27 protein-coding genes and 1 riboswitch are annotated in these 23273 nt (G+C 68.5%); of the genes, 15 read left to right on the top strand and 12 right to left on the bottom strand.

All coding sequences use genetic code 11. The features are described from left to right. Positions 1 to 36: 36 nt before the first annotated feature. A complete protein-coding gene (locus tag BAY61_RS09125) occupies positions 37 to 243 on the bottom strand; it encodes a hypothetical protein (protein WP_091795020.1) in 207 nt (68 codons plus the stop codon). A 138-nt stretch (positions 244 to 381) separates the two neighbouring features. Here BAY61_RS09125 and BAY61_RS09120 point away from each other — a divergent pair, with 138 nt between their 5' ends. Next, on the top strand, positions 382 to 1053 hold the full coding sequence (locus tag BAY61_RS09120; RefSeq protein WP_170140057.1) for a TetR family transcriptional regulator: 672 nt from the start codon (positions 382 to 384) through the stop codon (positions 1051 to 1053). Continuing rightward, positions 1031 to 2248, top strand: coding sequence for a saccharopine dehydrogenase family protein (locus tag BAY61_RS09115; RefSeq protein WP_091795014.1), 1218 nt, complete (start codon positions 1031 to 1033; stop codon positions 2246 to 2248). The genes BAY61_RS09120 and BAY61_RS09115 overlap by 23 nt, the downstream gene beginning before the upstream one ends. 149 nt (positions 2249 to 2397) lie before the next feature. Here BAY61_RS09115 and hemW read toward each other — a convergent pair whose 3' ends face one another. Beyond that, entirely contained in the window at positions 2398 to 3603 is a 1206-nt protein-coding gene (gene hemW / locus BAY61_RS09110; protein ID WP_091795011.1) for a radical SAM family heme chaperone HemW, read from the bottom strand. 328 nt (positions 3604 to 3931) lie between these two features. On the opposite strand from hemW, the gene BAY61_RS09105 reads away from it, so the two are divergent. The 7 genes from BAY61_RS09105 to BAY61_RS09075 are packed head-to-tail and all read left to right on the top strand — an operon-like array spanning position 3932 to position 10251. Beyond that, positions 3932 to 5614 carry a nitrite/sulfite reductase gene (locus BAY61_RS09105; RefSeq protein WP_091795009.1) on the top strand — a complete coding sequence of 561 codons (1683 nt, stop codon included), beginning with the start codon at positions 3932 to 3934 and terminating at the stop codon, positions 5612 to 5614. 7 nt (positions 5615 to 5621) lie between these two features. Next, the gene (locus BAY61_RS33485; RefSeq protein ID WP_091795006.1) at positions 5622 to 5783 is read left to right on the top strand and encodes an Insertion element protein; all 162 of its coding nucleotides are present in this window, start codon (positions 5622 to 5624) and stop codon (positions 5781 to 5783) included. Next, a complete protein-coding gene (locus BAY61_RS09095) occupies positions 5780 to 6496 on the top strand; it encodes a phosphoadenylyl-sulfate reductase (RefSeq protein WP_091795003.1) in 717 nt (238 codons plus the stop codon). Before BAY61_RS33485 ends, BAY61_RS09095 begins: the two co-directional genes overlap by 4 nt. An 11-nt stretch (positions 6497 to 6507) precedes the next feature. Continuing rightward, complete coding sequence (gene cysD, locus BAY61_RS09090; RefSeq protein ID WP_091798499.1) at positions 6508 to 7428, top strand: sulfate adenylyltransferase subunit CysD; 921 nt, start codon at positions 6508 to 6510, stop codon at positions 7426 to 7428. A gap of 2 nt (positions 7429 to 7430) precedes the next feature. Then, positions 7431 to 8705, top strand: coding sequence for a sulfate adenylyltransferase subunit 1 (locus BAY61_RS09085; RefSeq protein ID WP_091795000.1), 1275 nt, complete (start codon positions 7431 to 7433; stop codon positions 8703 to 8705). After that, entirely contained in the window at positions 8702 to 9451 is a 750-nt protein-coding gene (locus BAY61_RS09080; protein ID WP_091794997.1) for a sirohydrochlorin chelatase, read from the top strand. The genes BAY61_RS09085 and BAY61_RS09080 overlap by 4 nt, the downstream gene beginning before the upstream one ends. A 26-nt stretch (positions 9452 to 9477) precedes the next feature. Further along, positions 9478 to 10251, top strand: a complete 774-nt coding sequence (locus BAY61_RS09075) for an enoyl-CoA hydratase family protein (RefSeq protein WP_091794994.1) — start codon at positions 9478 to 9480, stop codon at positions 10249 to 10251. Positions 10252 to 10256: 5 nt separating this feature from the next. On the opposite strand, the gene BAY61_RS09070 is transcribed toward BAY61_RS09075, so the two are convergent. The 3 genes from BAY61_RS09070 to BAY61_RS09060 are packed head-to-tail and all read right to left on the bottom strand — an operon-like array spanning position 10257 to position 11260. Further along, positions 10257 to 10628, bottom strand: a complete 372-nt coding sequence (locus BAY61_RS09070) for a barstar family protein (RefSeq protein WP_091794991.1) — start codon at positions 10626 to 10628, stop codon at positions 10257 to 10259. After that, on the bottom strand, positions 10625 to 11047 hold the full coding sequence (locus tag BAY61_RS09065) for a guanyl-specific ribonuclease (protein WP_091794987.1): 423 nt from the start codon (positions 11045 to 11047) through the stop codon (positions 10625 to 10627). The genes BAY61_RS09070 and BAY61_RS09065 overlap by 4 nt, the downstream gene beginning before the upstream one ends. A 9-nt stretch (positions 11048 to 11056) precedes the next feature. Further along, positions 11057 to 11260 carry a hypothetical protein gene (locus BAY61_RS09060; protein WP_091794984.1) on the bottom strand — a complete coding sequence of 68 codons (204 nt, stop codon included), beginning with the start codon at positions 11258 to 11260 and terminating at the stop codon, positions 11057 to 11059. A 32-nt stretch (positions 11261 to 11292) separates the two neighbouring features. Between BAY61_RS09060 and BAY61_RS09055 the strand changes: the two genes are divergently transcribed. Together BAY61_RS09055 and BAY61_RS09050 are read left to right on the top strand one after the other, a co-directional pair. Next, a complete protein-coding gene (locus BAY61_RS09055) occupies positions 11293 to 12258 on the top strand; it encodes a zinc-binding dehydrogenase (protein ID WP_091794981.1) in 966 nt (321 codons plus the stop codon). Between the two features lie 111 nt (positions 12259 to 12369). Beyond that, entirely contained in the window at positions 12370 to 13383 is a 1014-nt protein-coding gene (locus BAY61_RS09050) for an alpha/beta fold hydrolase (protein ID WP_091794977.1), read from the top strand. A gap of 4 nt (positions 13384 to 13387) precedes the next feature. On the opposite strand, the gene BAY61_RS09045 is transcribed toward BAY61_RS09050, so the two are convergent. The 3 genes from BAY61_RS09045 to BAY61_RS09035 all read right to left on the bottom strand — a co-directional run bounded on the left by BAY61_RS09045 (position 13388) and on the right by BAY61_RS09035 (position 16053). Then, on the bottom strand, positions 13388 to 13936 hold the full coding sequence (locus BAY61_RS09045; RefSeq protein WP_245865939.1) for an XRE family transcriptional regulator: 549 nt from the start codon (positions 13934 to 13936) through the stop codon (positions 13388 to 13390). A gap of 28 nt (positions 13937 to 13964) precedes the next feature. Further along, positions 13965 to 14882, bottom strand: coding sequence for a serine/threonine-protein kinase (locus tag BAY61_RS09040; protein WP_170140058.1), 918 nt, complete (start codon positions 14880 to 14882; stop codon positions 13965 to 13967). A gap of 118 nt (positions 14883 to 15000) precedes the next feature. Beyond that, positions 15001 to 16053, bottom strand: coding sequence for a nitronate monooxygenase (locus BAY61_RS09035; protein ID WP_091794968.1), 1053 nt, complete (start codon positions 16051 to 16053; stop codon positions 15001 to 15003). A 258-nt stretch (positions 16054 to 16311) separates the two neighbouring features. Between BAY61_RS09035 and BAY61_RS09030 the strand changes: the two genes are divergently transcribed. Next, entirely contained in the window at positions 16312 to 16530 is a 219-nt protein-coding gene (locus tag BAY61_RS09030) for a hypothetical protein (RefSeq protein WP_091794965.1), read from the top strand. A gap of 58 nt (positions 16531 to 16588) precedes the next feature. On the opposite strand, the gene lepA is transcribed toward BAY61_RS09030, so the two are convergent. Continuing rightward, entirely contained in the window at positions 16589 to 18454 is a 1866-nt protein-coding gene (gene lepA, locus BAY61_RS09025) for a translation elongation factor 4 (protein ID WP_091794963.1), read from the bottom strand. A 111-nt stretch (positions 18455 to 18565) separates the two neighbouring features. Between lepA and BAY61_RS09020 the strand changes: the two genes are divergently transcribed. Beyond that, the gene (locus BAY61_RS09020; RefSeq protein WP_091794960.1) at positions 18566 to 19177 is read left to right on the top strand and encodes a class I SAM-dependent methyltransferase; all 612 of its coding nucleotides are present in this window, start codon (positions 18566 to 18568) and stop codon (positions 19175 to 19177) included. Here the strand turns inward: BAY61_RS09020 and BAY61_RS09015 are convergent. Continuing rightward, positions 19174 to 19551 carry a VOC family protein gene (locus BAY61_RS09015; RefSeq protein WP_091794957.1) on the bottom strand — a complete coding sequence of 126 codons (378 nt, stop codon included), beginning with the start codon at positions 19549 to 19551 and terminating at the stop codon, positions 19174 to 19176. The two genes, BAY61_RS09020 and BAY61_RS09015, sit on opposite strands and share 4 nt — an antisense overlap. A 12-nt stretch (positions 19552 to 19563) precedes the next feature. Then, a complete protein-coding gene (locus BAY61_RS09010) occupies positions 19564 to 19806 on the bottom strand; it encodes a hypothetical protein (RefSeq protein ID WP_091794954.1) in 243 nt (80 codons plus the stop codon). A gap of 348 nt (positions 19807 to 20154) precedes the next feature. Here BAY61_RS09010 and rpsT point away from each other — a divergent pair, with 348 nt between their 5' ends. Further along, positions 20155 to 20415 (top strand): 30S ribosomal protein S20, encoded by a 261-nt coding sequence (gene rpsT / locus BAY61_RS09005; protein WP_091798496.1) that lies wholly within the window; start codon positions 20155 to 20157, stop codon positions 20413 to 20415. A 290-nt stretch (positions 20416 to 20705) separates the two neighbouring features. On the opposite strand, the gene holA is transcribed toward rpsT, so the two are convergent. After that, a complete protein-coding gene (gene holA / locus BAY61_RS08995) occupies positions 20706 to 21686 on the bottom strand; it encodes a DNA polymerase III subunit delta (RefSeq protein ID WP_091798493.1) in 981 nt (326 codons plus the stop codon). Positions 21687 to 21844: 158 nt separating this feature from the next. Then, positions 21845 to 21976: riboswitch (SAM riboswitch) on the top strand. Between the two features lie 12 nt (positions 21977 to 21988). Here holA and thrC point away from each other — a divergent pair. Next, positions 21989 to 23251: a threonine synthase gene (thrC, locus tag BAY61_RS08990; RefSeq protein ID WP_091794948.1), complete on the top strand. Its 1263-nt coding sequence runs from the start codon at positions 21989 to 21991 to the stop codon at positions 23249 to 23251. Positions 23252 to 23273: the final 22 nt, after the last annotated feature.

Raw genomic sequence — 23273 nt, 5'->3', positions numbered from 1 at the left:
CGGCGCCGTGTACCCCTCTAGCTGCGAATTCACACCTCAAGAACCAGGACGGTCCTCGTCGTCGTCGAACGGGACCGCGACCGCTTGTTCGGCCGCGTCGGCCGGGTTCACCTCAAGCGGTACCGAGCCTTCCGCCGCACCGGTTTTGTCGTCCGGTTCATCCGGTTCTTCCGTGCCACGGGGAATCGCGGCGTCCTGTTCGTCGAGGCTGGAACCGGGGATCAAGTCCTGCCTACCGTCCATGGACGGCAGGTACCCGGCGCTCGCTGATCTCAATCGGCATGGCGTGAGGTGATCGGGAAGTCCACCGGATCGACGCGCCCGCATCTGCGCCGTTATGGGGTACTGGCGGTATCCGTTACCTCGCGTATCATCCGGCGGGTGATCGATGGTCGCGATGAGGCGGGCCCCGCGCGGCGGGACGGAAGGGCCGATCGCTGGCGCACCCACCGGCTCGCCCGCAGAGCCGAGTTCGTCGACGCGGCGTTCCGGGCGCTCGACAAGCACGGACCGCACGCGGGCATGGCCGACATCGCACGAGAGGCAGGCGTCGCGAAACCACGGCTGTACCGGCACTTCGCCGACAAGGCTGAGCTGCACGCCGCCGTGTCGGAGCGCGCCGTCGCGCTCGTCCGCGCGCGGCTCGCGCCCGCGCTGGCCGAACCGGCCCCGTTCGCGGTCATGGTGCGCCGCGGTGTTCGCGCCTACGTTCGCGTACTCGGTGAGCACCCGCACGTCTTCCGGTTCGTCTGCGACGGTGGCGCTCCCTCGGTGAGCACCGTCGCGGCGATGCTCACCGAGGCGCTGACCTCGCTCGGCGTCGGCTCACCCGGCTCGCGGGCATGGGCACACGGCATCGTCGGCGCCGTGCAGGCGACCGGAACCTGGTGGCTGGACCAGCGGGAGGACATCAGCGAGGACAAGATCGTCGACTACCTCAGCACCCTCCTCGGCGGCGCGCTCGAAGCCGTCGCGCGCGCCGAGGGCATCACGATCGGCGAGAACGAACCTCTCAGGCAAGGAGACCGGCATGCCCATCGCCAAGCCCGGTGAACGGGAGTACGACATCGTTGTTTTCGGAGCCACCGGGTTCACCGGCGGGCTGACGGCCGAATACCTCGCGCGCGCCGCGCCGGAGGGATGCCGGTGGGCCATCGCCGGCCGCGACGAGACCAAACTGGATTCCGTCAGGAAGCGGCTGACCGAGATCGACCCGGCGTGGGCGACGCTGCCGCTGCTGCGCGCCGACAGCACCGATCGCGCCTCGCTCGACCGGATCGCCGCGAGGGCAAAGGTTGTCGTCACCACCGTCGGTCCCTACCTCGAACACGGCGATCCGCTCGTCGCCGCGTGCGCGGCGGCGGGCACCGACTATCTCGACCTCACCGGCGAACCCGAGTTCGCCGACCGGACCTACCTGGCACACGACGCCACGGCGAGGCGGACCGGCGCCCGCATCGTGCACGCCTGCGGTTTCGACTCCATCCCCTACGACATGGGGGTGTTGTTCACGGTCGGCCAGTTGCCCCGTGACGTGCCGCTGAAGGTCACCGGCGCGCTGCGCGCCAAGGCGGACTTCTCAGGGGGTACCTACTCGTCGCTGCTGACGGCCTTCTCGCGGCCGCGAGCCATGCTGAAAGCCGCGAAGGCGCGGCGCGCCGTGGAACCCCGGCCGGAAGGGCGCAGGGTCCACCTCAAGTTCGGGCCGCCCCGCAAAGCCGCCTCCGGTGGCTGGCTCGTGCCACTGCCGACCATCGACCCGCAGATCGTCGCCCGTTCGGCGGCGGCGCTGCCCCGCTACGGGCCCGACTTCACGTACACGCACACGGCGTCGGTGAAAAAGCTGCCGACGGTGCTCGCGGCGGGAGCGGGACTCGGAGCGCTCGCCGTGCTCGCCCAGATCCGGCCGGTCAGGGAACGGCTGCGGGCCATGCGCGCGCCGGGGCAGGGCCCGAGCGAGCGGCGCAGGGCCGATTCGTGGTTCAGCGTGCGGTTCACCGGCGAGGGCGGCGGCAAGCGCGTGCGCACCGAGTTCAGCGGCGGCGACCCCGGATACACCGAGACCGCGAAGATGCTGGGCGAGTCGGCGCTGTGCCTGGCCTTCGACGAGCTGCCACCGGCGGCAGGCCAGGTCACCACCGCCGTGGCCATGGGAGAGGCACTGCTGACCCGGCTCACCCGAGCCGGGCTGACCATCAAGGTCCTGGACACCACCGACGCCACCGGCACCGGCACCGGGGAAAGCTGACGCCGCCGCCCGCGAGTCCCCCGTCCAGGACGCCGAGATCCGCGTCCAGAACCGCGAGATCCGCGTCCGCGACGTCGAGATGCGCATTCGCGCTCCGGCCGAGCGGGTCAGGGCCAGGTGTCAGGTCAGGTTGGGTCAGGTTGGTCGGGTCAGATGACGAGACGGCGCACGACCGCGTCGGCCAGCAGCCTGCCCCTGTCGGTGAGCACCGCCCTTCCTTCGGCGATGGCCCCCGCGTCGAGGACTCCGTCGGCGGCGGCGGTCTTCGCCTCCTCGACCCCGTCCCCGGCCAGCGCCGACAGCGGTAGTCCCTCGGCGAGCCGGAGTTCGAGCATCACGCGCTCCAGGTAACGGTCCTGCTCGCCGAGCACTTCGCGGTCGGCGACCGGCAGCGTGCCTTCCGCGACCAGCCCGGCGTAGCGAGCGGGATGCTTGACGTTCCACCAGCGAACGCCGCCGACGTGACTGTGCGCGCCGGGACCGGCTCCCCACCAGTCGCCGCCTCGCCAATAACCCATGTTGTGGGCGCACACCGCGCCCGGTGTCTCCGCAGCCCAGTTCGACACCTCGTACCAGCGCAGTCCCGAGGTGGCCAGGGTGGCGTCGATCAACTCGTACCGTTCGGCGAGCACGTCGTCGTCGGGAGCGGGCAGTTCACCTTTGCGGACCTTGCGGGCCATCGCGGTGCCGTCCTCGACGATCAGCGCGTAGGCCGAGACGTGATCGACCCCGGCGGAGAGCACCGCTTCCAGCGAGGCACGCAGGTCGTCGGTCCGCTCCCCCGGCGTCCCGTAGATCAGGTCGAGGTTGACGTGCTCGAAACCGGCTTGCCTCGCCTCCTTCGCCGCGGCGACGGGGCGGCCCGGGGTGTGCACGCGGTCGAGCACGCGCAGTACGTGCGGCGCCGACGACTGCATACCGAGCGACACCCTCGTGTAACCGGCCCGCCTGATGCCCGCGAAGAACTCAGGCGAGGTCGACTCGGGGTTGGACTCGGTGGTGACCTCGGCGCCGTCGGCGAGCCCGAAGCTCCGCCGCACCGCGTCGAGCACGTCGGCCAGTCCGTCCGCGCCCAGCAGCGAGGGAGTGCCGCCGCCGACGAAGACGGTGTCGGCGGCCGGCGGGGTTCCGAGCACGCGCGCGGCCAGTTCGAGTTCCCCGCGCAAGCCCTCAAGCCAGGACGCGGGAGAGGCTGCCGAACCGAGCTCACCGGCGGTGTAGGTGTTGAAGTCGCAGTAGCCGCAGCGCGTCGCGCAGAACGGCACGTGCACGTACACCCCGAACGGCCTCTCACCGAGTCCGCTCAGCGCGGAACCGGGGAGGGTGAACTGGTCGGGACCGCTCGGCGAACTCACCGCTCCAGTGTCCCATTCTGTTCAGGGTGTCCGGCAAAAGCCCTGGTGACGTTACTCCCACGATGCGGACGGCTCTGGACCACATTCTGAGCAGCGTGGCACTCTTGGTTCGTGACTTCTGCAGGAGTGTCTCTCGTGGTTCGCCGCCACGTCGACTACCTGCGCGTCTCCAGCAGTCTCTGCCGACGCTGAATTCTGTGCGCCGTTTGCCCGTCAAGGACGACCTGGCGCCGGGTTGCCGCGAACTGCTCCCACCAAGGTCTTCACCAGGGCAAAGCGGCGCCGTCGGCGTCAGCCACGAGTGACCAGCCCTGGAGGACGAGAACACATGGCCGCGAAGACGGACCGCCCCGCACGGCCCAAGCAGCGTCGCGGTGAGGGTCAATGGGCCCTGGGATACCGCGAGCCGCTCAACCCGAACGAGCGCTCAAAAAGGGACGATTCGCCCCTCAACGTCCGCGCCCGCATCGAGAACATCTACGCCAAGGGCGGATTCGACTCGATCGACCCCGGCGACCTGCGCGGCCGATTCCGCTGGTACGGGCTCTACACCCAGCGCAAGCCCGGCATCGACGGCGGGCGGACGGCCACGCTGGAACCGGAAGAGCTCGACGACAAGTACTTCATGCTGCGGGTGCGGCTCGACGGCGGCGCGCTGACCACCGACCAGCTGACCCTGCTCGGCGAGCTGTCGCAGACCTACGCGAGGGACACCGCCGACATCACCGACCGGCAGAACATCCAGTACCACTGGATCCGGATCGAGGACATGCCGACGATCTGGGAGAAGCTCGAAGCGGCGGGCATGACCACGATGGAGGCCTGCGGCGACAGCCCGCGCGTGATCCTCGGTTCCCCCGTAGCGGGGATCGCCGCCGAGGAGATCATCGACGGCACCCCGGCCATCGAGGAGATCAACAGACGCTTCGTCGGCGACCCCCGGTTCGCGAACCTGCCCCGCAAGTTCAAGACGGCGATCTCGGGACAGCAGGACGTCGCGCACGAGATCCACGACGTCGCTTTCGTCGGCGTCGATCACCCCGAGCACGGCCCCGGTTTCGACGTGCAGGTCGGCGGCGGCCTCTCGACCAACCCGATGATCGCGCAGCGGCTCGGCGTGTGGGTGCCCCTCGATGACGTACCCGACGTGTGGGAAGGCGTCATCAGCATCTTCCGCGACTACGGCTACCGCAGGCTGCGGTCGAGGGCGCGCATCAAGTTCCTCGTCAAGGACTGGGGCGCCGCCAAATTCAGGGAGGTGCTGGAAACGCAGTACCTCAAGCGAAGCCTCGCCGACGGGCCCGCGCCCGAGGTGCCCGAGGTGCCCATCGACCATATCGGCGCGCACCGGCAGACCGACGGCAACTACTACGTCGGCGGCGCGCCCGTCGCGGGCCGTACCTCCGGCTCGCTGCTGATCGCGGTCGCCAAGGCCGCGGAGAGAGCGGGTTCGGGCAGGGTCCGGCTGACACCGCAACAGAAACTGGTCGTGCTCGACGTCCCGGAAGCCGAACTCGACGGTCTCGCCACCGAACTGGCTGAAGCGGGCTTGCGGACCACGCCGTCGCCGTGGCGGCGCGGCGTCATGGCCTGCACCGGCATCGAGTTCTGCAAGCTGGCCATCGTGGAGACCAAGGCGAGGGCCCAGCAACTCGTGGCCGACCTCGAAAGCAGGCTCGCCGACGTCCAGGACGGCGTCGAGAACCCGGTCAGCGTGCACCTCAACGGCTGCCCCAACTCGTGTGCCCGCATCCAGGTCGCCGACATCGGACTCAAGGGACAGATCGTCACCGACGACGAGGGCAACCAGGTCGAGGGTTTCCAGGTACATCTCGGTGGCGGACTCGGACTCGACGCCGGATTCGGCCGCAAACTCAGGGGTCACAAGGTCACCAGTGCGGAACTGACCGACTATGTCGAACGTCTCGTCCGGGCCTACCTGGCCGAGCGTGTGCAGGGCGAACGCTTCGCGCAGTGGGTGGCCCGCGCCGACGAGGCAGCGCTGAAGTGAGTGCGAGATGAGCGAATTCACGCCGAGCAGAGCCACGGCGTTCTACTGTCCGTACTGTGGCGACGAAGATCTCCGACCAGAGAAGGATGGCGCCTGGCTGTGCGGATCGTGTAGGAGAGTGTTCTCGGTGACCTTCATCGGCCTACAGATTCCGGAGGTAACCCGATGACAGTTGCGACATCGACCAGCGAAGCCGGGGAAGACCTGAAGGCGTTGGCCGCACGGGCTTCCGACGAGCTGGCCGACGCGAGCGCCGAGGAGGCGCTGCGCTGGGCCGTCGAGAAATTCGGCGACGATCTCATCGTGGCTTCGAACATGCAGGATGCCGTCCTGATCGACCTCGCGACCAAAGTCAAGTCCGATGTGGATGTCCTTTTCCTCGAAACGGGCTACCACTTCGCGGAAACCATCGGCACCCGCGACGCGGTCGCCACGGTGTACCCGGACATCACGGTGGTCAACGCGCAAGCGGAAGAGTCGGTCGCCGAACAGGACGAGCGGTACGGGCCCCGGCTGCACGACCGCGACCCCAACCAGTGCTGTCACCTCCGCAAGGTGATCCCGTTGCGCACCACGCTCGCGCGGTATTCCTGCTGGGTGACCGGAGTACGCAGGGTCGACGCGCCGACAAGGGCGAACACGCCGATCGTCACGTGGGACGAGCGCAACGGGCTCGTGAAGATCAATCCCATCGCGGCGTGGACGGACGAGGAGTTCGACGGCTACATCACCGAGCACGGGATTCTGCGGAATCCCTTGGTCGAAGAGGGATACCTCTCGATCGGCTGCGCGCCGTGCACCGCGAAGGTCGCGCCGGGGGCCGACCCGCGAAGCGGGCGCTGGGCTGGACAGACCAAGACCGAGTGCGGCCTGCACGGCTGAGAAAGGACGACATGACCACGTTGGAGGCCGCCACCGACGCGGCACGGGACAACCTGATCGCGCTGGAGTCCGAGGCCATCCACATCTTCCGCGAGGTCGCGGGCGAGTTCGACCGGCCGGTGATCCTGTTCTCCGGCGGAAAGGACTCCACGCTGCTGCTGCACCTCGCGATCAAGGCGTTCTGGCCCGCCCCGGTGCCCTTCCCGCTGCTGCACGTCGACACCGGACACAACTTCGATGAGGTCATCGAGTTCCGCGACCGGGTCGTCGAGCGGCACGGGCTCCGGCTGATCGTGGCTCACGTGCAGGACTGGATCGACGACGGGCGGCTCACCGAACGACCCGACGGGACCAGAAATCCACTACAGACCCAGCCGCTGCTCGACACCATCACCGAGCACAAGTTCGACGCGGTGTTCGGCGGCGGAAGACGGGACGAGGAACGCGCTCGCGCGAAGGAACGGATTTTCAGCCTGCGCAACGCTTTCGGCCAGTGGGAACCCCGCAGGCAGCGGCCCGAGTTGTGGAACCTGTACAACGGAAGGCACCGGCCGGGCGAGCACGTGCGGGTCTTCCCGCTGTCGAACTGGACCGAGGCCGATGTCTGGAACTACATCGCCCGCGAAGGTGTCGAACTGCCCTCCATCTACTACGCCCACCGGCGCGAGGTGTACCGCAGAGACGGCATGTGGCTCACCGAGGGCCCGTGGGGCGGGCCGCGCGAGGACGAGGTCGTGAAAGAACTGACGGTGCGTTACCGCACCGTCGGCGACGGCTCGTGCACCGGTGCCGTCGAATCGACGGCCGCCTCGGTGGCGGACGTGATCGCGGAGGTGCAGGCGAGCAGGCTCACCGAACGCGGAGCCACGAGAGCCGACGACCGGTTGTCGGAGGCCGCCATGGAGGACCGCAAGCGAGAAGGGTACTTCTAGAGATGAGCTCGCTGCTACGGCTTGCCACGGCAGGCAGTGTCGACGACGGTAAGTCCACATTGGTCGGCCGGTTGCTTTACGACACCAAATCCGTGCTGGCCGATCAGCTCGACGCCGTCCAGCGCGCCAGCGTGGACCGCGGACTGTCCACACCAGACCTTTCGCTGCTCGTCGACGGGCTGCGCTCCGAGCGTGAGCAGGGCATCACCATCGACGTGGCCTACCGGTATTTCGCCACTCCCCGGCGCAGCTTCGTACTCGCCGACACCCCGGGACACGTCCAGTACACCCGCAACACCGTCACCGGCGCTTCGACGGCGCAACTGGCCGTACTGCTGGTCGACGCGCGCAAGGGCGTCGTCGAGCAGACCAGAAGGCACGCGGCCGTACTGGCGCTGCTCGGGGTGCCCCGGCTGGTGCTCGCCGTCAACAAGGTCGACCTCATCGGCTACGACGAGGAAGCCTTCACCGTGATAGCTAAGGAATTCTCGGCTCACGCGGCGTCACTGGGCTACGCGGAGGGCTCGGTACTGGCCATCCCGGTCTCCGCGCTCGTCGGCGACAACGTCGCGGCCCGTTCGGAGAACACCCCGTGGTACCAGGGCCCGACCCTGCTCGAACACCTGGAGAGCGTCCCGGTCGCGCCCGACCCGCACGAAGCTCCCTTCCGGTTCCCCGTCCAGTACGTGATCAGGCCGCGCACCCCTGAGCATCCCGACTACCGCGGCTACGCGGGACAGATCGCGTCGGGCACGGTGCGCCCCGGCGACGAGATCGTGGTGCTGCCACAGGGTTCGCGCTCGACCGTCGAACGGATCGACACCCACGACGGCCCGCTCGACGAGGCCGGTTCCGGCAGTTCGGTCACCGTGGTGCTCGCCGACGAACTGGACATCTCCCGGGGCGACCTCATCGCGACGGCGCACGCCCGGCCGCGATTGACCGACGAACTCACCGCGGCGTTGTGCTGGCTGTCCGGCAAGGAGTTGCGGCAGGGAGCCAAGGTGCTCGTCAAACACGGAACCCGCACCGTGCAGGCACTCGTCGAAGAGATCACCGCCCGCTTCGACGAACAGACTCTCTCCACTGTAGACAGTCCGGAGTCGCTGGAACTCAACGACATCGGCAGTGTCCGGTTGCGACTGTCGGAGGAGATCCCCGTCGACGACTACGCGAAGAGTCCTCGCACCGGAGCGTTTCTCGTCATCGACCCCAAGGACGGCGACACGCTCGCGGCAGGGCTGGTCGGCGAGCGGTTCTCCACACTGGGCGCATGAGCGCGCCACCGCTCGTCGCCGTGGCGCACGGCAGCAGGGACAGCAGGTCCGCGGCCACCATCGCCGCGCTGGCCGGTCTCGTCCGTGCCGAAGCACCCGGCGTCGATGTGCGGGAGGCGTTTCTCGATCTCTCGCGGCCGGGTGTGGAGGACGTACTCGCCGCATTGCACGCCGAGGGCCATCGTGACGTGGTCGTCGTGCCACTGCTGCTCGGGAGTGCCTACCACGCCAAAGTCGACCTGCCCCGCATCGTGGAGGACACCGGAAGGCGGTTTCCCGCCCTGCGGGTCACCGTTTCCGACGTGCTCGGCACCTCGGGGACGCTGGAGGAGGTCGCGCTCGACCGGCTCGCCGAGGCCGGTGCCGACCTCGCGGACCCTGGGCTCGGGGTCGTGCTGTCGGCGGTGGGCTCCTCGCACGAACCGGCCAACGCCGCTGTCGCCAGGATGGCCCGGCGCTGGCAGTCGCGGCAGGCGTGCCTGGTGAGTCCCGCCTTCGCCAGCACCGCGCACCCCGACCTGCCCGCCGCCGTGGCGAAACTGCGCGCGAAAGGCGCGGTCCGGTTCGCCGTCGCGTCCTGGTTCCTGGCCCCAGGGCTGCTTCCGGACCGCATCCACGCGCTGGCGAGCGAGGCGGTGGGTCCGGTTCCCTTCGCGGATCCGCTGTGCCCCGATCCGCGCGTGGCCAAGGCGGTGCTGCGGCACTACACCGGGGCAAGGCAACTCGGCGCGCGTCGCTCGGCCTGATCCAGGGGGTGTGCCAGGGTGTTGGCATGGCTGACGAACTCGTGCACTATGCGGTGTCCGGTGGAACCGCGACCATCACGCTCGACTCCCCGCACAACCGCAACGCGCTGTCCGCACGGTTGCGAGGGCAACTGAGCGACAGCCTTGACAAGGCCATCGGCGACGAGGCGGTCCGCGTGATCGTGCTCGGCCATCGCGGCCCGGTGTTCTGTTCTGGAATGGACCTCAAGGAAGCACAGGGAGCCGGCGAGCAAAGCCAGGGCGTGCAGGAGTTTCCCTCGATCCTGGAGCGGATCTGGACCAGCCCGAAACCGGTGGTCGCCGCGCTGTCCGGCCCGGCGAGGGCGGGCGGCGTCGGGCTCGTCGCCGCCGCCGACATCGCGGTGGCGGCCGACACGGCGACGTTCGCGTTCACCGAGGTGCGCATCGGAGTCATCCCGGCGATCATCTCGGTCACCGTGCTGCCGAGGCTCAACGCGCGCGCGGCGCACGAACTGTTCCTCACCGGCGAGAAGTTCGACGCGAAGCGGGCGGCGGAGATCGGCCTGATCAACGCCGCCGTTCCGGAGAAAGACCTCGCGGCGGAGGTCGAGCGTTATGTCGCGGCGCTCGCGCTCGGCGGACCCTCCGCGCTCGCGGCGACCAAGCAACTACTCCAGGGCGAAACGGGCACCGCGATGCCGGAGACGTTCGCCACGATGCTGGCGACCTCGGCCAGGTTCTTCGCGAGCGAGGAAGGCCAGGAGGGGATCACGGCTTTCGCGCAGAAACGCACACCGAACTGGGTCCCGGCCGACTGAGTCGGTCAGTCAGCCAAGACGACCGTCAGTGTGCGGCTGTCGGCGCGTTCGCCGCCGGGGGCGAGCGCGCGCTGCGCGTCCGACAGCGTGCCGTGCACGGCGACGTAGGCCCGGGGGTCGGCTTGCTTCAGCGCGTCGGAGGCGATCCAGATCAGCACGTGCTCCCCCGGCGGCAGCCAGGCCAGATCGGTGAGGCAGTCGTAGAGCGCGTCGAGGTTGCGGCCGAAGTACTCGGGAAACGACAGCGCCGAGGCGATGGCGTCGAGAGTGCCCAGCTTGTCGAGGTGCGACGTCCCGTCGAGGACGTGCGCGAACGCGCCACGGGCCTTGGCTTGCTCGGCGACGGACCGCCATGCCGGTTTCGGCTGCCCCGTCATCGCGATGGGTCCACGACGACGAAGGACGCGTAGTGGTCGGCCGTGTAGTACAACTCGTCGGCCTCACCCTCGACGAGCCTGCGGGCACCCCGGTCCGCGCTTCCCGGCGTCGGAACGGTGTACTCCCGGTAGTAACCGGATTCCTGCTCTGGCAACAACCTCTCCCTATTGCCGAAAACCGTGCCGTCCCTCTCCGGATAGGGGAACGGTCCGTCCTGCTCGATGAGCCGGTAGGTCTCGTCCGCTTGCTCGGGCAGGCTGGAAAGTGGCTCGACCTGTAGTCCCGATTCCGCGCCGGGCACGCTACCCGGCGCGTCGCTGGAATCGCCTGCCGCGATGACGTCTTTGATCAGCCAGCCACCGAGCACCAGCACGATGAGCCCGATCAGCGCGGCGCTGATGCGCCTCCGGGAAAGCATTCCGTACCCCTAGGACCCTTTTTCGTGGTGACGTGCCGCCCTGATGCGGGCGGCCCGGTCGGCCACGACGTTCACAACGCGATGCACAATCCAGGCGAGCCCGAGGCACAACGGCACCAGTACCGCCATGACCAGTACGAACTGCACGGGGAACCACTGCTGCGCGAGCCAGAGCTCGAACCCGTCCCACCAGCGGGCCACTCCGTCGAACACATGCAAGAGCCTACGCCAGGTAGGTTGACGCCATGTTCGCCGTCTATGCCAAAGAAGCCAATACCGACGATCCGCTGGCCTCACTCGTGGTCGGCGAGCGGCCGGAGCCCGAGGTTCCCGCAGGCTGGGTGCGGGTTTCGGTCAAGGCAGCCAGTTTGAACATGCACGACCTGTGGACGTTGCGCGGGGTCGGGATCAAGCAGGAGCAGTTCCCGATGATCCTCGGCTGCGACGGCGCGGGCGTTCTGGACGACGGCACGGAGGTGGTCATCCACTCCGTCATCAACGACGACTCCTGGCACGGGGACGACACGCTCGACCCCAAGCGGACCCTGCTCACCGAGAAGCATCAGGGCACCTTCGCCGACTACGTGGTGGTTCCGGCTCGCAACGTGCTGCCGAAACCGGCCGGTCTCTCGTTCGCGGAAGCGTCGACGATGGGCACGGCATGGCTGACCGCCTACCGGATGCTGTTCGTCAAGTCAGGGCTGCGGCCTGGGCAGACGATGCTCGTGCAGGGTGCGTCCGGTGGCGTGGCGACGGCGCTGGTTCAGCTCGGCAGGGCGGCCGGCATGCGGGTATGGGTGACGGGACGCAGCGAGGACAAGCGTGCGCTCGCGGTGGAATTGGGCGCCCACGAAGCGTTCGAGCCGGGCTCCCGGCTTCCGGAACGCGTCGACGCCGTGTTCGAGACCGTCGGCAAGGCCACCTGGTCGCACTCGGTCAAATCGCTCAAGCCGGGCGGCGTCATCGTGGTGTCCGGTTCGACGAGCGGGCCCGACGCGAGCGCGGAGCTACAGCGCGTGTTTTTCTTGCAGCTCAGGGTCATCGGCTCGACGATGGGGACGCGGGACGAGCTCGCGAACCTGCTTTCCTACGTCGAACTGGCCGGCATCCGGCCCCGGATCGGGGACGAGCTGCCTTTCACCGAAGCCGGGCGGGGCTTTACCAACATGCTGAAAGGCGCCACCGCCGGGAAGATCGTCTTCGCTCACTGATCCGAACCCGGCGCGCTGACCAGCGACGATTTCGCATTGACAGCACGCCGATACGCGACGGTGCGCCCGAGCGGCGGTATGAAACGGCCGTTTCTCGGTTAACCTGGTCACATGATCGCGGTGCAGCGACAAGCGCCGGCGGATCCCCTGGAACCGTCGGCGCCCGTCGACATCAGGACCGGCTACCGACGGTTCGCCGGTTTCCGCACCCGTGTGCTCGAAGCAGGACCGCGGCCCTCGACCCAGGCGGGGGGCAGGCGCCGAGGTCGCAGGACCGCCGCCCGGCCCAGCGCGCCGCGCATCGTGCTGCTCCACGGCTATTGCGACAGCGCCGACACCTGGCGGCAGGTGATCACCGAACTCGCGGCGCTCGGTCACTCCGTGATCGCGGTGGATCTTCCAGGGTTCGGTGAGGCGGCGCCGTTGCGGCAGGGCGCCATCCTCCCCCAGCTCGACGCGTTCACCGCCGCGGTGATCAAGGAACAGTCCGCGCTCGGCGGCGTCGTGCTCGTCGGCAACTCGCTCGGCGGCACGATGGGGCTGAGGGCGGCGCAGGATCCGCGCCTTCCGGTGGCGGGGGTCGTCTCGATCGCCGCGCCCGGTTTCGTCGATTCCTGGCTCATCAGGACCGTCGCGCGCTATCCGCTCGCGCTGCGCGCGTGTGCCTCGCTTCCGCTGCCCGTTCCCGGTTTCGTGGTGAGGGCCGTCGCCGAGCGAGTCGTTCCGCGCCTGCTGTATGCCAGCGCCGCGATGGTCGACCCAGAGCACGTACGCCGGTTCACCGACCAGTTCCCCGACTATCGCAGCGCGACGACCCGGCTGGGCCAGGCACGCGAACTGGTCGCCGAACTCGCCGACGCCTACCGGCTCGACAGCATCACCGTTCCGTTGCTCGTTGTCGCGTGCGGCCGCGACCATCTGGTCAGCGCGGCATCGGGACGGCAACTGCACGCGCTCGTGCCGCACAGCAGGCTGCTCGTCCGCGAGGATTGGGGGCACTGCCCGCAATTGGACGATCCGGCGGCGATCGCGGAGCTGCTGGCGTATTTCGTGCGGGCGACCGGCGCGGTGTCCGGCGCAGCGGCAACGCCTGGCCCTGAACCGGTCACCGGTGTCGCGGGCTGAAAAATCACTGGCTGGTGTTGTTCTTCGGAGCGAGTGTGCGCGCGAAGTGTTCGCGCGCCTCGCTCGCCCTTCCCGCGCCGTACACCCGCAACAGCTCGGCGAGTTCGGGATAGTCAGCGTCCAGTATGGACGCGGCATGCTCGATCTCGGCCGCGCTGGCGATTTCCCGCAGAAGTGCCTGGATCCCCCCGACAGGGTCGGAGTGGGCGGTCTCGGGGGCGAGCACCCTGATGCTCGTCGTGGACGTCATCGGCTCGGCCTGGATCGCGGCGAGCCGTTCCTTGATCTCGCGGGCGGGCAAGTCGTCGAATCCCGCGTCGGTCGCGAGTGCCTCGACGGAAAGCAGCCGGGAGAACACGGCCGGATTGCTGATCTTGGCGCGGTTGCCGGACATGAGCTGCGACAACATCGGCGCCGAGATGCCGAGGATGCCGGCGAGCCCAGCCTGGGACACGTCGAGGCGGTCGATGAGGCGACCGAGACGGTCACCCAGCGGCTCCCCATACCATTCGATCTGCTGTTTGCGGTTGCGGTCGACGACGCTCTCAGCCACCCGGCCTCCCATTGTTCACGGGTGGAACTTAGCTGTTTGCATCATAGTCCGTGGACAGAACGTCGAAAATCTCGACAGGTTCACCGTCGGCGGTGAGCGCCGGCAGTTCAAGTGGGGCCGCCGCCCTCAGTTCGGCGAGCCTGCCGGCCGCCGAGTGCCGCTGCCGGGGATCGGCTGAGCGCAGGGTCGCAACGACGGATCGCAGCGGTCCGGAGTCCGGCTCCCGTTCGGGGCCCGGCCGTTCCGAACCGCTGAGCAGTTGCGCGGCGACCGCGCCCGCGGCGAAGAGGTCCTGGCTTGCGTGCGGCGGCTGTCCGGCGAGCACCTCCGGCGCGAGATAGCCGGGCGTGCCGACGACGAAACCGGTGCGCGTGACGCGCTGGCTGCCCATCGCGTGGACGAGGCCGAAGTCGCTGAGCCGCAAGTGCGGCGCGCGCGTCGCGGTGGGGTGCAGCAGCACGTTGGCCGGCTTGACGTCCCTGTGCACGAGCCCCCTGCCGTGCACGTGAGCGAGCGCGTCGAGGAGCTGGGCGAGGATTTCGGCGACGTAGCGCCACGGCAACGGGCCGTGATCGGCGAGCAGGGTCGCGAGCGATCCTCCCCGCACGAGTTCGCTCGCGATGACGACGAGGTCGCGCCCCTCCGCCCAGGCGTAGGGGCTGAGGACGTGCGGGTGGTCGAGCCGCACACTGCGTTCCCTCGCCGCTCTGATGAGCTCGGCGCTGGCGGCACCGTGAACCAGTTTCGCCGCGCACTGTTCACCGGTGGCGAGATCCGTGGCCAGCCATACCGCGCCGTGGCCGCCCGATCCGATGCGGCTGGCCAGTTCGAACCGCCCCGCGACGACGGCACCCCTTTTCGCCGATGACGCCGACGGTGCGGAAGCTGAGGAAGCTGGGCAAGCACCGTGCCGCCGCGAATCCCCCGCTCGCCGCTCCCCGCTCATGCCGCCACTCCCCCATTCGCCTCCGTTTTGCCGTGAGCGGGGGAGCTTTGCTGCCGTAAAACGACAGCAAAGCTCCCCCGACACTGTGTAGTAGTTGACTTTCCGGCCACGGTCTGCTTCAAGCGAACCTGGTTGTGGCGCCGCGCATCGCGTCGCGTGCCTGAGTCCTGAGCGTCTCGATGATGTCGGCCGCCGGGCCCTCGCCCGCGAGCCCATAGGTCTGCCCCGCCCACAACGACATGGCCTCCGGGTCACCCGCTTTGCCCGCCGCCGCGCGGATGGGCCTGCTCAGATTGTGCAACTGCGGATAGGCCGCAGGCGCCTGCTCGGAGTGCTCCCGCATGAACCGGTTCACCATTCCTCGCGCGGGACGGCCGCTGAACGCGCGCGTGAACGCCGTCTGCCGTCCGGCCGAGGCGAGTGCGCGACGCTGCGTGCCGTTCGTGCCCGCCTCGTCCGCACGCAGGAACGCCGTACCGAGCTGTGCCGCCCGCGCCCCGGCGACCACGACCGCGGCGACGTCGGCGCCGTGCACGAGCCCACCCGCCGCGACCAGCGGCAGGTCCGTCACCGCCGACACCAGGCGCATCGCGGCAAGCAGACCGAACAGTTCGCCGCCCGCGGCCTGTCCGGGATCGTCGACGAAGACCGCCCTGTGCCCACCGGCCTCGAAACCCTGCACGCAGAGCGCGTCCGCGCCTGCCTCGGCCGCTTGCGACGCCTCCTCTGGCGTGGTCACCGTCACCACCACCTTGCTGCCCGCGTGGTGCAGCCGGTCGATGTCGTTCTCGGCCGGAGTGCCGAACGTGAAGGACACCACCGGAACCCGTTGTGCCACCAGCAGGTCCAGCTTCGCCGAGTACACGTCGTCATCCCACTGCGGCGCTCCAGCGCGGACCTCGTAGCGCTCGGCCTCCCGCTGCAGGCTGCTCGCGTACGGCCGTACGTCCACGGTGGACCGGGCGCCGGGCACGAAGAGATTGACCCCGAACCCCTCACCTGCCAGCTCCCTCGTGCGGCGAATCTGGTCGGTCAAGGCGGCCGCGCTGAGGTAGCCACCTGCCAGAAAACCGAACGCACCGGCGGTAGCCGCCGCGGCGACGAGCTCTGGTGTGGATGGACCACCAGCCATCGGCGCGACGATCACCGGAACCCGCAAGCTGTCGAACATGAGCCAAGCCTACGAACCGTCGCCGAGCCCCCATGACGCGGCCACATTCCGCCGCGAAATCCCATGTCAGAACAAAACCGGGCGATGTGACGGCCAGATTACCCATCGTCACTCGGCCGAGTGACGCGCTGTTTCGAGCTCGATAAGCGTCCGTAACAGCCCTTGAGCCCTCATCCGGCGCACCGCAGGCTCCCCTACGCGAAGCCCGTTCGCACCGTGCGATCCCGAACAACGCGGGCCGACCGAAAGGAAGCCGACATGACCGAGCACCGGCAGCACCCCTCCCAGAGCACAGCCCGCCGCTGGACCCTGCGGGGTATCGCGGTGAGCGCACTGGCCCTGCCCTTGATCGCCGTAGCGGGCGGGCAGGCATCCGCGGCCGAACTGGCTCCCATCGCGGAATACCTCGACAGCACGATCGCCGCCACCTCGGCCTCGCTGGTCGAGGCACTGGCGATCCTGCTCGGCGTCGGCTGACCGACGATTTCTGCCGTGGGCGGAGCGCATCTGCCCACGGCAGAAACCGGGCGAAGTCCTACTTCTTTCCCTTGCCCTTACCGTCTCCCCCACTGTCCTCTGTGGACAGCGCAGCGACGAAGGCCTCCTGCGGAACCTCGACCCTGCCGACGGTCTTCATCCGCTTCTTGCCTTCCTTCTGCTTTTCCAGCAGCTTGCGCTTCCGCGAGATGTCACCGCCGTAGCACTTGGCGAGGACGTCCTTGCGAATCGCGCGAATGGTTTCCCTCGCGATGATCCGCGACCCGATGGCTGCCTGGATCGGCACCTCGAACTGCTGCCGGGGAATAAGTTCCCTGAGCCGGGTCGCCATCCTGTTGCCGTAGGCGTAAGCGGCGTCCTTGTGCACGATCGCCGAGAACGCGTCGACCGCCTCACCCTGCAACAGGATGTCCACCTTGACCAGGTCGGACACCTGGTCGCCCGCCTCCTCGTAGTCGAGCGAGGCATAACCGCGAGTGCGCGACTTCAGCGAATCGAAGAAGTCGAAGATGATCTCGGCGAGCGGGAGCTGGTAACGCAGTTCGACCCGTTCCTCCGACAGGTAGTCCATTCCCAGCAACTGGCCGCGTTTTCCTTGGCACAGTTCCATGATCGCGCCGATGAACTCGGAGGGGGCGATGATCGTGACCTTGCTGACCGGCTCCCGCACCTCGGCGATCTTGCCACCGACCGGCCAGTCGGAGGGATTGGTCACCACATGCTCGGTGCCGTCCTCCATGAACACGTCGTACACCACGTTGGGCGCGGTGGAGATGAGCTCCAGCCCGAACTCGCGCTCAAGCCGGTCGCGGGTGATCTCCAGGTGCAGCAAACCGAGAAAACCGCAGCGGAAGCCGAATCCGAGCGCCACCGACGTTTCCGGTTCATAGCTGAGTGCGGCGTCGTTGAGCTGGAGCTTGTCGAGCGCTTCCCTGAGGTCCGGGTAGTCCGACCCATCGAGGGGATACAGCCCGGAGTAGACCATGGGCTGCGGTTCGCGGTACCCGGCGAGCGGTTCGGCCGCGCCACGGCGCTCGGAGGTGACGGTGTCACCGACCTTCGATTGCCTGACGTCCTTCACCCCGGTGATGAGGTAACCGACCTCGCCGACCCCCAGCCCCTTGGACGCCTTGGGTTCGGGCGAGATGATGCCGACCTCTAGCAGCTCGTGTGTGGCACCGGTGGACATCATGCGGATGCGCTCGCGTGGCGTGATCTTGCCGTCGACGACCCTGATGTAGGTGACGACGCCGCGGTAGGTGTCGTAGACGGAGTCGAAGATGAGCGCCCTCGCCGGAGCGTCGGCCTCGCCCTCCGGCGGAGGGACCTGGCGCACGACCTCGTCGAGCAACTCCTCCACCCCGGCGCCGGTCTTGGCTGAGACCCGCAGCACGTCGCTCGGCTCACAGCCGATGATTCCGGCCAATTCGGCCGCGTACTTGTCGGGATCCGCCGCAGGCAGGTCGATCTTGTTGAGTACCGGGATGACGTGCAGATCCTTGTCCAGCGCCAGATAGAGGTTCGCCAGCGTCTGTGCCTCGATGCCCTGCGCGGCGTCCACGAGGAGGATCGCGCCCTCACACGCCTCAAGCGCCCGGGAAACCTCGTAGGTGAAGTCCACGTGTCCCGGTGTGTCGATCAGGTGCAGCACGTGGTCCTGGTCACCGGACCGCCACGGCAGGCGCACGTTCTGCGCTTTGATCGTGATGCCGCGCTCGCGCTCGATGTCCATCCGGTCGAGATACTGCGCACGCATCGACCGGGCCTCGACGACCCCCGTGAGCTGCAACATCCGGTCGGCAAGGGTCGACTTGCCGTGATCGATGTGCGCGATGATGCAGAAGTTGCGGATGAACTTCGGCGGCGTGAAGGTGTCGTCGGCTGACGGACGTGTGTGTGTCACTCGTTTCCTCAGGTCACTCGCGGGCGGCAAGGTCCATGGTCCCATGCCACGCGAAGACAATTCCGGGTCATCCCCGATGCGAGCGCCGTGGGTCCGTGGTGATCTCGAAGTATGACCGAATCAATTGGCCAGGCGCTCGATCGAGTGTTCGGGCATCCACGAGGATGGCTCGGCCGGCTCGGCGGCGCCGTCATGGCATCCAGTAACGCGGCCACCGAACGGCACGTCAGCACCGTCGCCAGGGCAGGAGACGGCGAAACGGCGCTGGTCGTCGGGCCGGGACCGGGAGTCGGGCTCGCGGAGGTCGCCACGAAGGCGGCGGTGACCATCGGCGTCGACCCCTCCCCCGACATGCTCGGCCTGTGCGGGCAACGGTGCGCCGACCGGATCTCCAACGGTACGGTCCGGCTACACCAGGGAACGGCCGCCTCGACCGGGCAGGAGCCGGAATCCGTCGACGTCGTCATCAGCGTCAACAACGTCCAGTTCTGGGAAGACCGCAAGGCCGCGTTCGGCGAACTGTTCCGGGTACTGCGGCCCGGCGGCAGAATCGTGCTGTCCGCGCACGAGAAGTCACTCCCGGTGTCCAGGCACGAACTGGCCGACGAACTCGAACAGGCCGGGTTCGCCGACCTGCAAACCTGGGTGTGGGATCCCCCGGGACCAGCCGCTCCGCGTGCCGCGCAACTGCGCGCGTGGCGCCCGAGCGCCGACCCGCGCTAGCCGGAGCGGACGTCCACCCTCAGCGGATGCCCCTCGGGCACCTCGACCAGCACGATGCGCACGCCGTCGGGGTCGGAGACCGACGCCTCGTCGAGGCCCCACGGTTCGCGACGAGGGCCGTTTTCCGGTTCGACACCCTTCTCCCTCAACTCGGCTACGGTGGCGGCGAGGTCTCTGACCTGCAACCACAGCGCCGCGTTCCCGCCGCGCTCACCACCTGAGCCGACGACCTCGACAAAGCCGCCGCCCGCGAAGAACACCGTGCCTCCGGGAAACTCCCGGTAGACGGCGAGGCCGAGCGTGTCCCGGTAGAACGCGGTCGTCACCTCGTTGTCGGCGGGGTGCAGCAGTACCCGGCTGCTCAGCACATCCATGGTTCCACGGTCTCACGCGAACGCGGTCGCCGTGATTCCGGCGAGCACGATCACGACGCCGGTCCTCCTCGCGGGCGCGACAAGACCGACCGGGAAACGCGCATCGCGAACAGCACGAGCAGCTAGGCCACCGAGCACGAACACGGCCGACAGCCCCCTCCGGAGCACCACGGAAAGATCATCGACCGCGTATCCGCGCCGTAGTGCGAGGCCGTAGGCGACCTGGCGCACCCCGGCGATCCCGGCCAGCTCCATTGTGGACTGTTGCCCCGGCCAGCAGCGTCGCGATCACGAACGGAGCCACGATCACCGCAGGCACGGTGCAGTACGCGGGCGAGGCTGACCTGACGACCGTCGTCACATCGGCGGTCACGGACCGTCCCGCGCACCGGGCACGTCCGGTGCCACGATTCTGACGGTGACGCCGGGCAACCCTGGACACTGCCCCGGCACCCATACGCCCAGGTGCGGGGGTGAGCCGACCGGGTTGTTATGCTTGCTCGCTGTTGCCGTGTGGCATTCCGCCATGGAGGAAACCCAGCGATATCGCAGGGGCCGCGACGACACGGTGACAACTCCCGCCGAATGATGAAGGAGCGCCACGTGGCCAACATCAAGTCCCAGATGAAGCGCATCAAGACCAACGAGAAGGCTCGGCAGCGCAACCAGTCGGTCAAGTCGGCGGTGAAGACCGCGATCCGCAAGTTCCGCGAGGCCGCGGACGCCGGTGACAAGGCCAAGGCCGTCGAGTTGCAGCGCGAGGCAGCCAAGAAGCTGGACAAGGCAGCCGGCAAGGGTGTCATTCACCAGAACCAGGCCGCGAACAAGAAGTCCGCGATGGCCAGGCGCGCCAACAAGCTCTGAGCACGATCCCGAGAAGGGCCCGGCGACCGACGTCGCCGGGCCCTTCTCGTATCCGGCACCGGTCCGGCGTGGGGCGTCGCCGGACCGTTTCGTGCTCGGCGCCGGTCCGGCGTGCGGCGGCACTCACATCTGCGGCCGGTGCGTCGCCCGGAACTCCCGGGCTTCGCCCCGGCGGTCATCACCGCCGGGGCGAAGCGGACACCCAACGAGGTCAGGGTCACCCGGAGGGGCTTCACGTCCTGGCTCCCGCTGACGGGCGTCCGAGCCAGCGCGACCGAGTGCGACCGCGGCTAGCGACGCTCCCGCGCGGCGGCGATGTCGAGGACAGCACGCTCGATGGCATAGTCCGGACTCGCGGCGGCACCTTTGACCTCCGCGTTCACCCGCGCCGCCACCCGCATGGCCTCGGCGAGCCCCCCTGCGCTCCACCCTCGGGACTGGCCCTGTGCCTTACGGATCTTCCACGGCGGCATCCCCAGCTCGCCCGCCATCTGATTGGGATTGCCCCGCCCGGCGGCCGACACCCTGGCGATCGTGCGTACCGCGTCGGCCAGCGCATCGGCCACGAGCACATGCGGAACACCGATCTGCTGTGCCCAGCGCACTGATTCCAGCGCGGCGGCCCTGTCGCCCGCGACGGCCTTCTCGGCGACCATGAACCCGGTGACGTCCGCCCGCCCCGTGTGGTAGGTCCGCACAGCGGCCTCGTCGACGTTTCCCCCTGAATCGGCGACGAGCTGCGCCGAGGCAGAGGCCAGTTCACGCAAATCCGAACCGACGGCGTCGATCAACGCGACGACGCCTGCGGCGTCGATTCGGCCGCCGGCCTTGCGAACCTCGTTGCGCACAAACGCTTCGCGCTCGGCGGGCTTGCTGATCTTGGCGCATTCGGTGACCACGGCGCCGGCCTTCTTCAAGGCCGAAGGCAGCGACTTGGCCGCCTTGCTTCGCCCGCCACCGCTGTGCACCACCACCAGCACGATCCCGTCGGCGGGCTGGGCGATGTAAGCGAGCACGGCATCGGCGATGTCCTGACCGATGTCGTGTGCCGATTCCAGGACGATCACCCTGCCCTCGCTGAACAGCGAGGGACTGACCAGCTCGGCCAGCACGGGCGCTGTGAGATCGGACACCCGAACCCTGGTCAGATCGGCAGTCGCGTCGGCGAGCCGAGCGGCGTCCAGCGCCGCGTACACGGCGCGTTCGACAAGCAGCTCCTCGTCGCCCAGCACCAGGTGCAGCGGCGGGGGCGTGGTGGCTGGCGCGGTCACGGTCCCGATCCTGCCACGAGCCACCGACAACGGTGACATAGCCCGCATGGCCGTGGCAGGAATCGAACTCGATGTCGTAGTGTGAATGGCGATACGGCCCACGACGGTCGCGACCACCATTCCGGTGATGTCGGTCCGGCCGGTCCACAATCGAATACCGCTCATCCAGAGGGGCAGAGGGAACGGCCCGATGAAGCCCCGGCAACCGGCGACAGCCTGTCATCTCGATTCCGCGAGGTAGCTGTCGATCACGGTGCCAATTCCGGCCCGCACAGCGGGGCAGATGAGGAAAGGACCTCGCGATGACCGCAGCTCTCGGTACGACCACCAAGCACAATGTCGACCTCGGCCCCGCAGTTGAGCTGGTTTCCAAAGAAGAGGGTCACCGCCAGCCACTCGCACCCGAGTTCGTTTCGGCTGAGGACTTCTCCCCCCTTGAGGTCGCCTACGACTTCGGCAGGGTTCGCCGCGAGGACATCGAGTCCGGTCCGCGCAACATCTGGCGTTACAAGAAGCTGCTGCCGGTGCCCTCGAACGTCGAGGAGATCCCCAACACCGAGCCGGGCTGTACCAGGCTGGTGCGTGCCGACCGGCTGGCGAAGGCCCTCGGGGTCAAGCGCGTCTGGGTCAAGGACGACACCGGCAATCCCACTCACTCCTTCAAGGACCGCGTGGTGGCGGTCGCGCTCGCCGCGGCCCGTGAATTCGGCTTCGACACCCTGGCCTGCCCATCGACCGGCAACCTGGCCAACGCCGTCGCCGCCGCGGCGGCACGGGCGGGCTGGCAGTCCGTCGTACTCGTACCCTCCAGCCTCGAACGGGCCAAGATCCTCACGACCGCCGTTTACGACGGCGCGCTGCTCGCCGTCGACGGCAACTACGACGACGTGAACCGCCTCGCCACCCAGCTCGCCGCCGAGAACGAAAGCTGGGCGTTCGTCAACGTCAACGTGCGGCCGTACTACTCCGAGGGCTCCAAGACACTCGCCTACGAGGTGGCCGAACAGCTCGGCTGGCGGCTGCCGGAACAGATCGTGGTTCCCATCGCGTCCGGCTCCCAGCTCACCAAGGTGGACAAGGGTTTCCGGGAACTCAGCCAGCTCGACCTCGTCGACGGGTCGCCGTACAAGGTGTTCGGCGCACAGGCCACTGGCTGTTCGCCGGTGTCAGCGGCGTTCAGGGCGGGCCACGACGTGGTGCAACCGGTGAAGCCGGACACCATCGCCCGCTCGCTCGCGATCGGCAACCCGGCCGACGGCCCGTACGTGCTGGACACGGTCAACCGCACCGGTGGCTCCATCGAGGACGTCACCGACGAGGAGGTCGTCGAGGGCATCCGGCTACTCGCCCGCACCGAAGGCATTTTCACCGAGACGGCGGGCGGCGTCACCGTGGCCACCGCCAAGAAGCTCATCGAAACTGGCAAGCTCGACCCGGACGCCGAGACCGTGCTGCTCATCACCGGCGACGGCCTGAAGACGCTCGACGCCATCGAATCCAAGGTCGGCCCCAAGGCCACCGTTCCCCCCGCCGCCGACGCGGTCCGCGAGGCACTGGGCCGCTGAGCCCGCGACTCCCGCCGACCCG

It is taken from the genome of Prauserella marina (assembly GCF_002240355.1).
Taxonomy (GTDB): domain Bacteria; phylum Actinomycetota; class Actinomycetes; order Mycobacteriales; family Pseudonocardiaceae; genus Prauserella_A; species Prauserella_A marina.
Note: the sequence above shows the minus strand (reverse complement) of the source record. Positions and strands in the feature narration are given on the sequence as shown.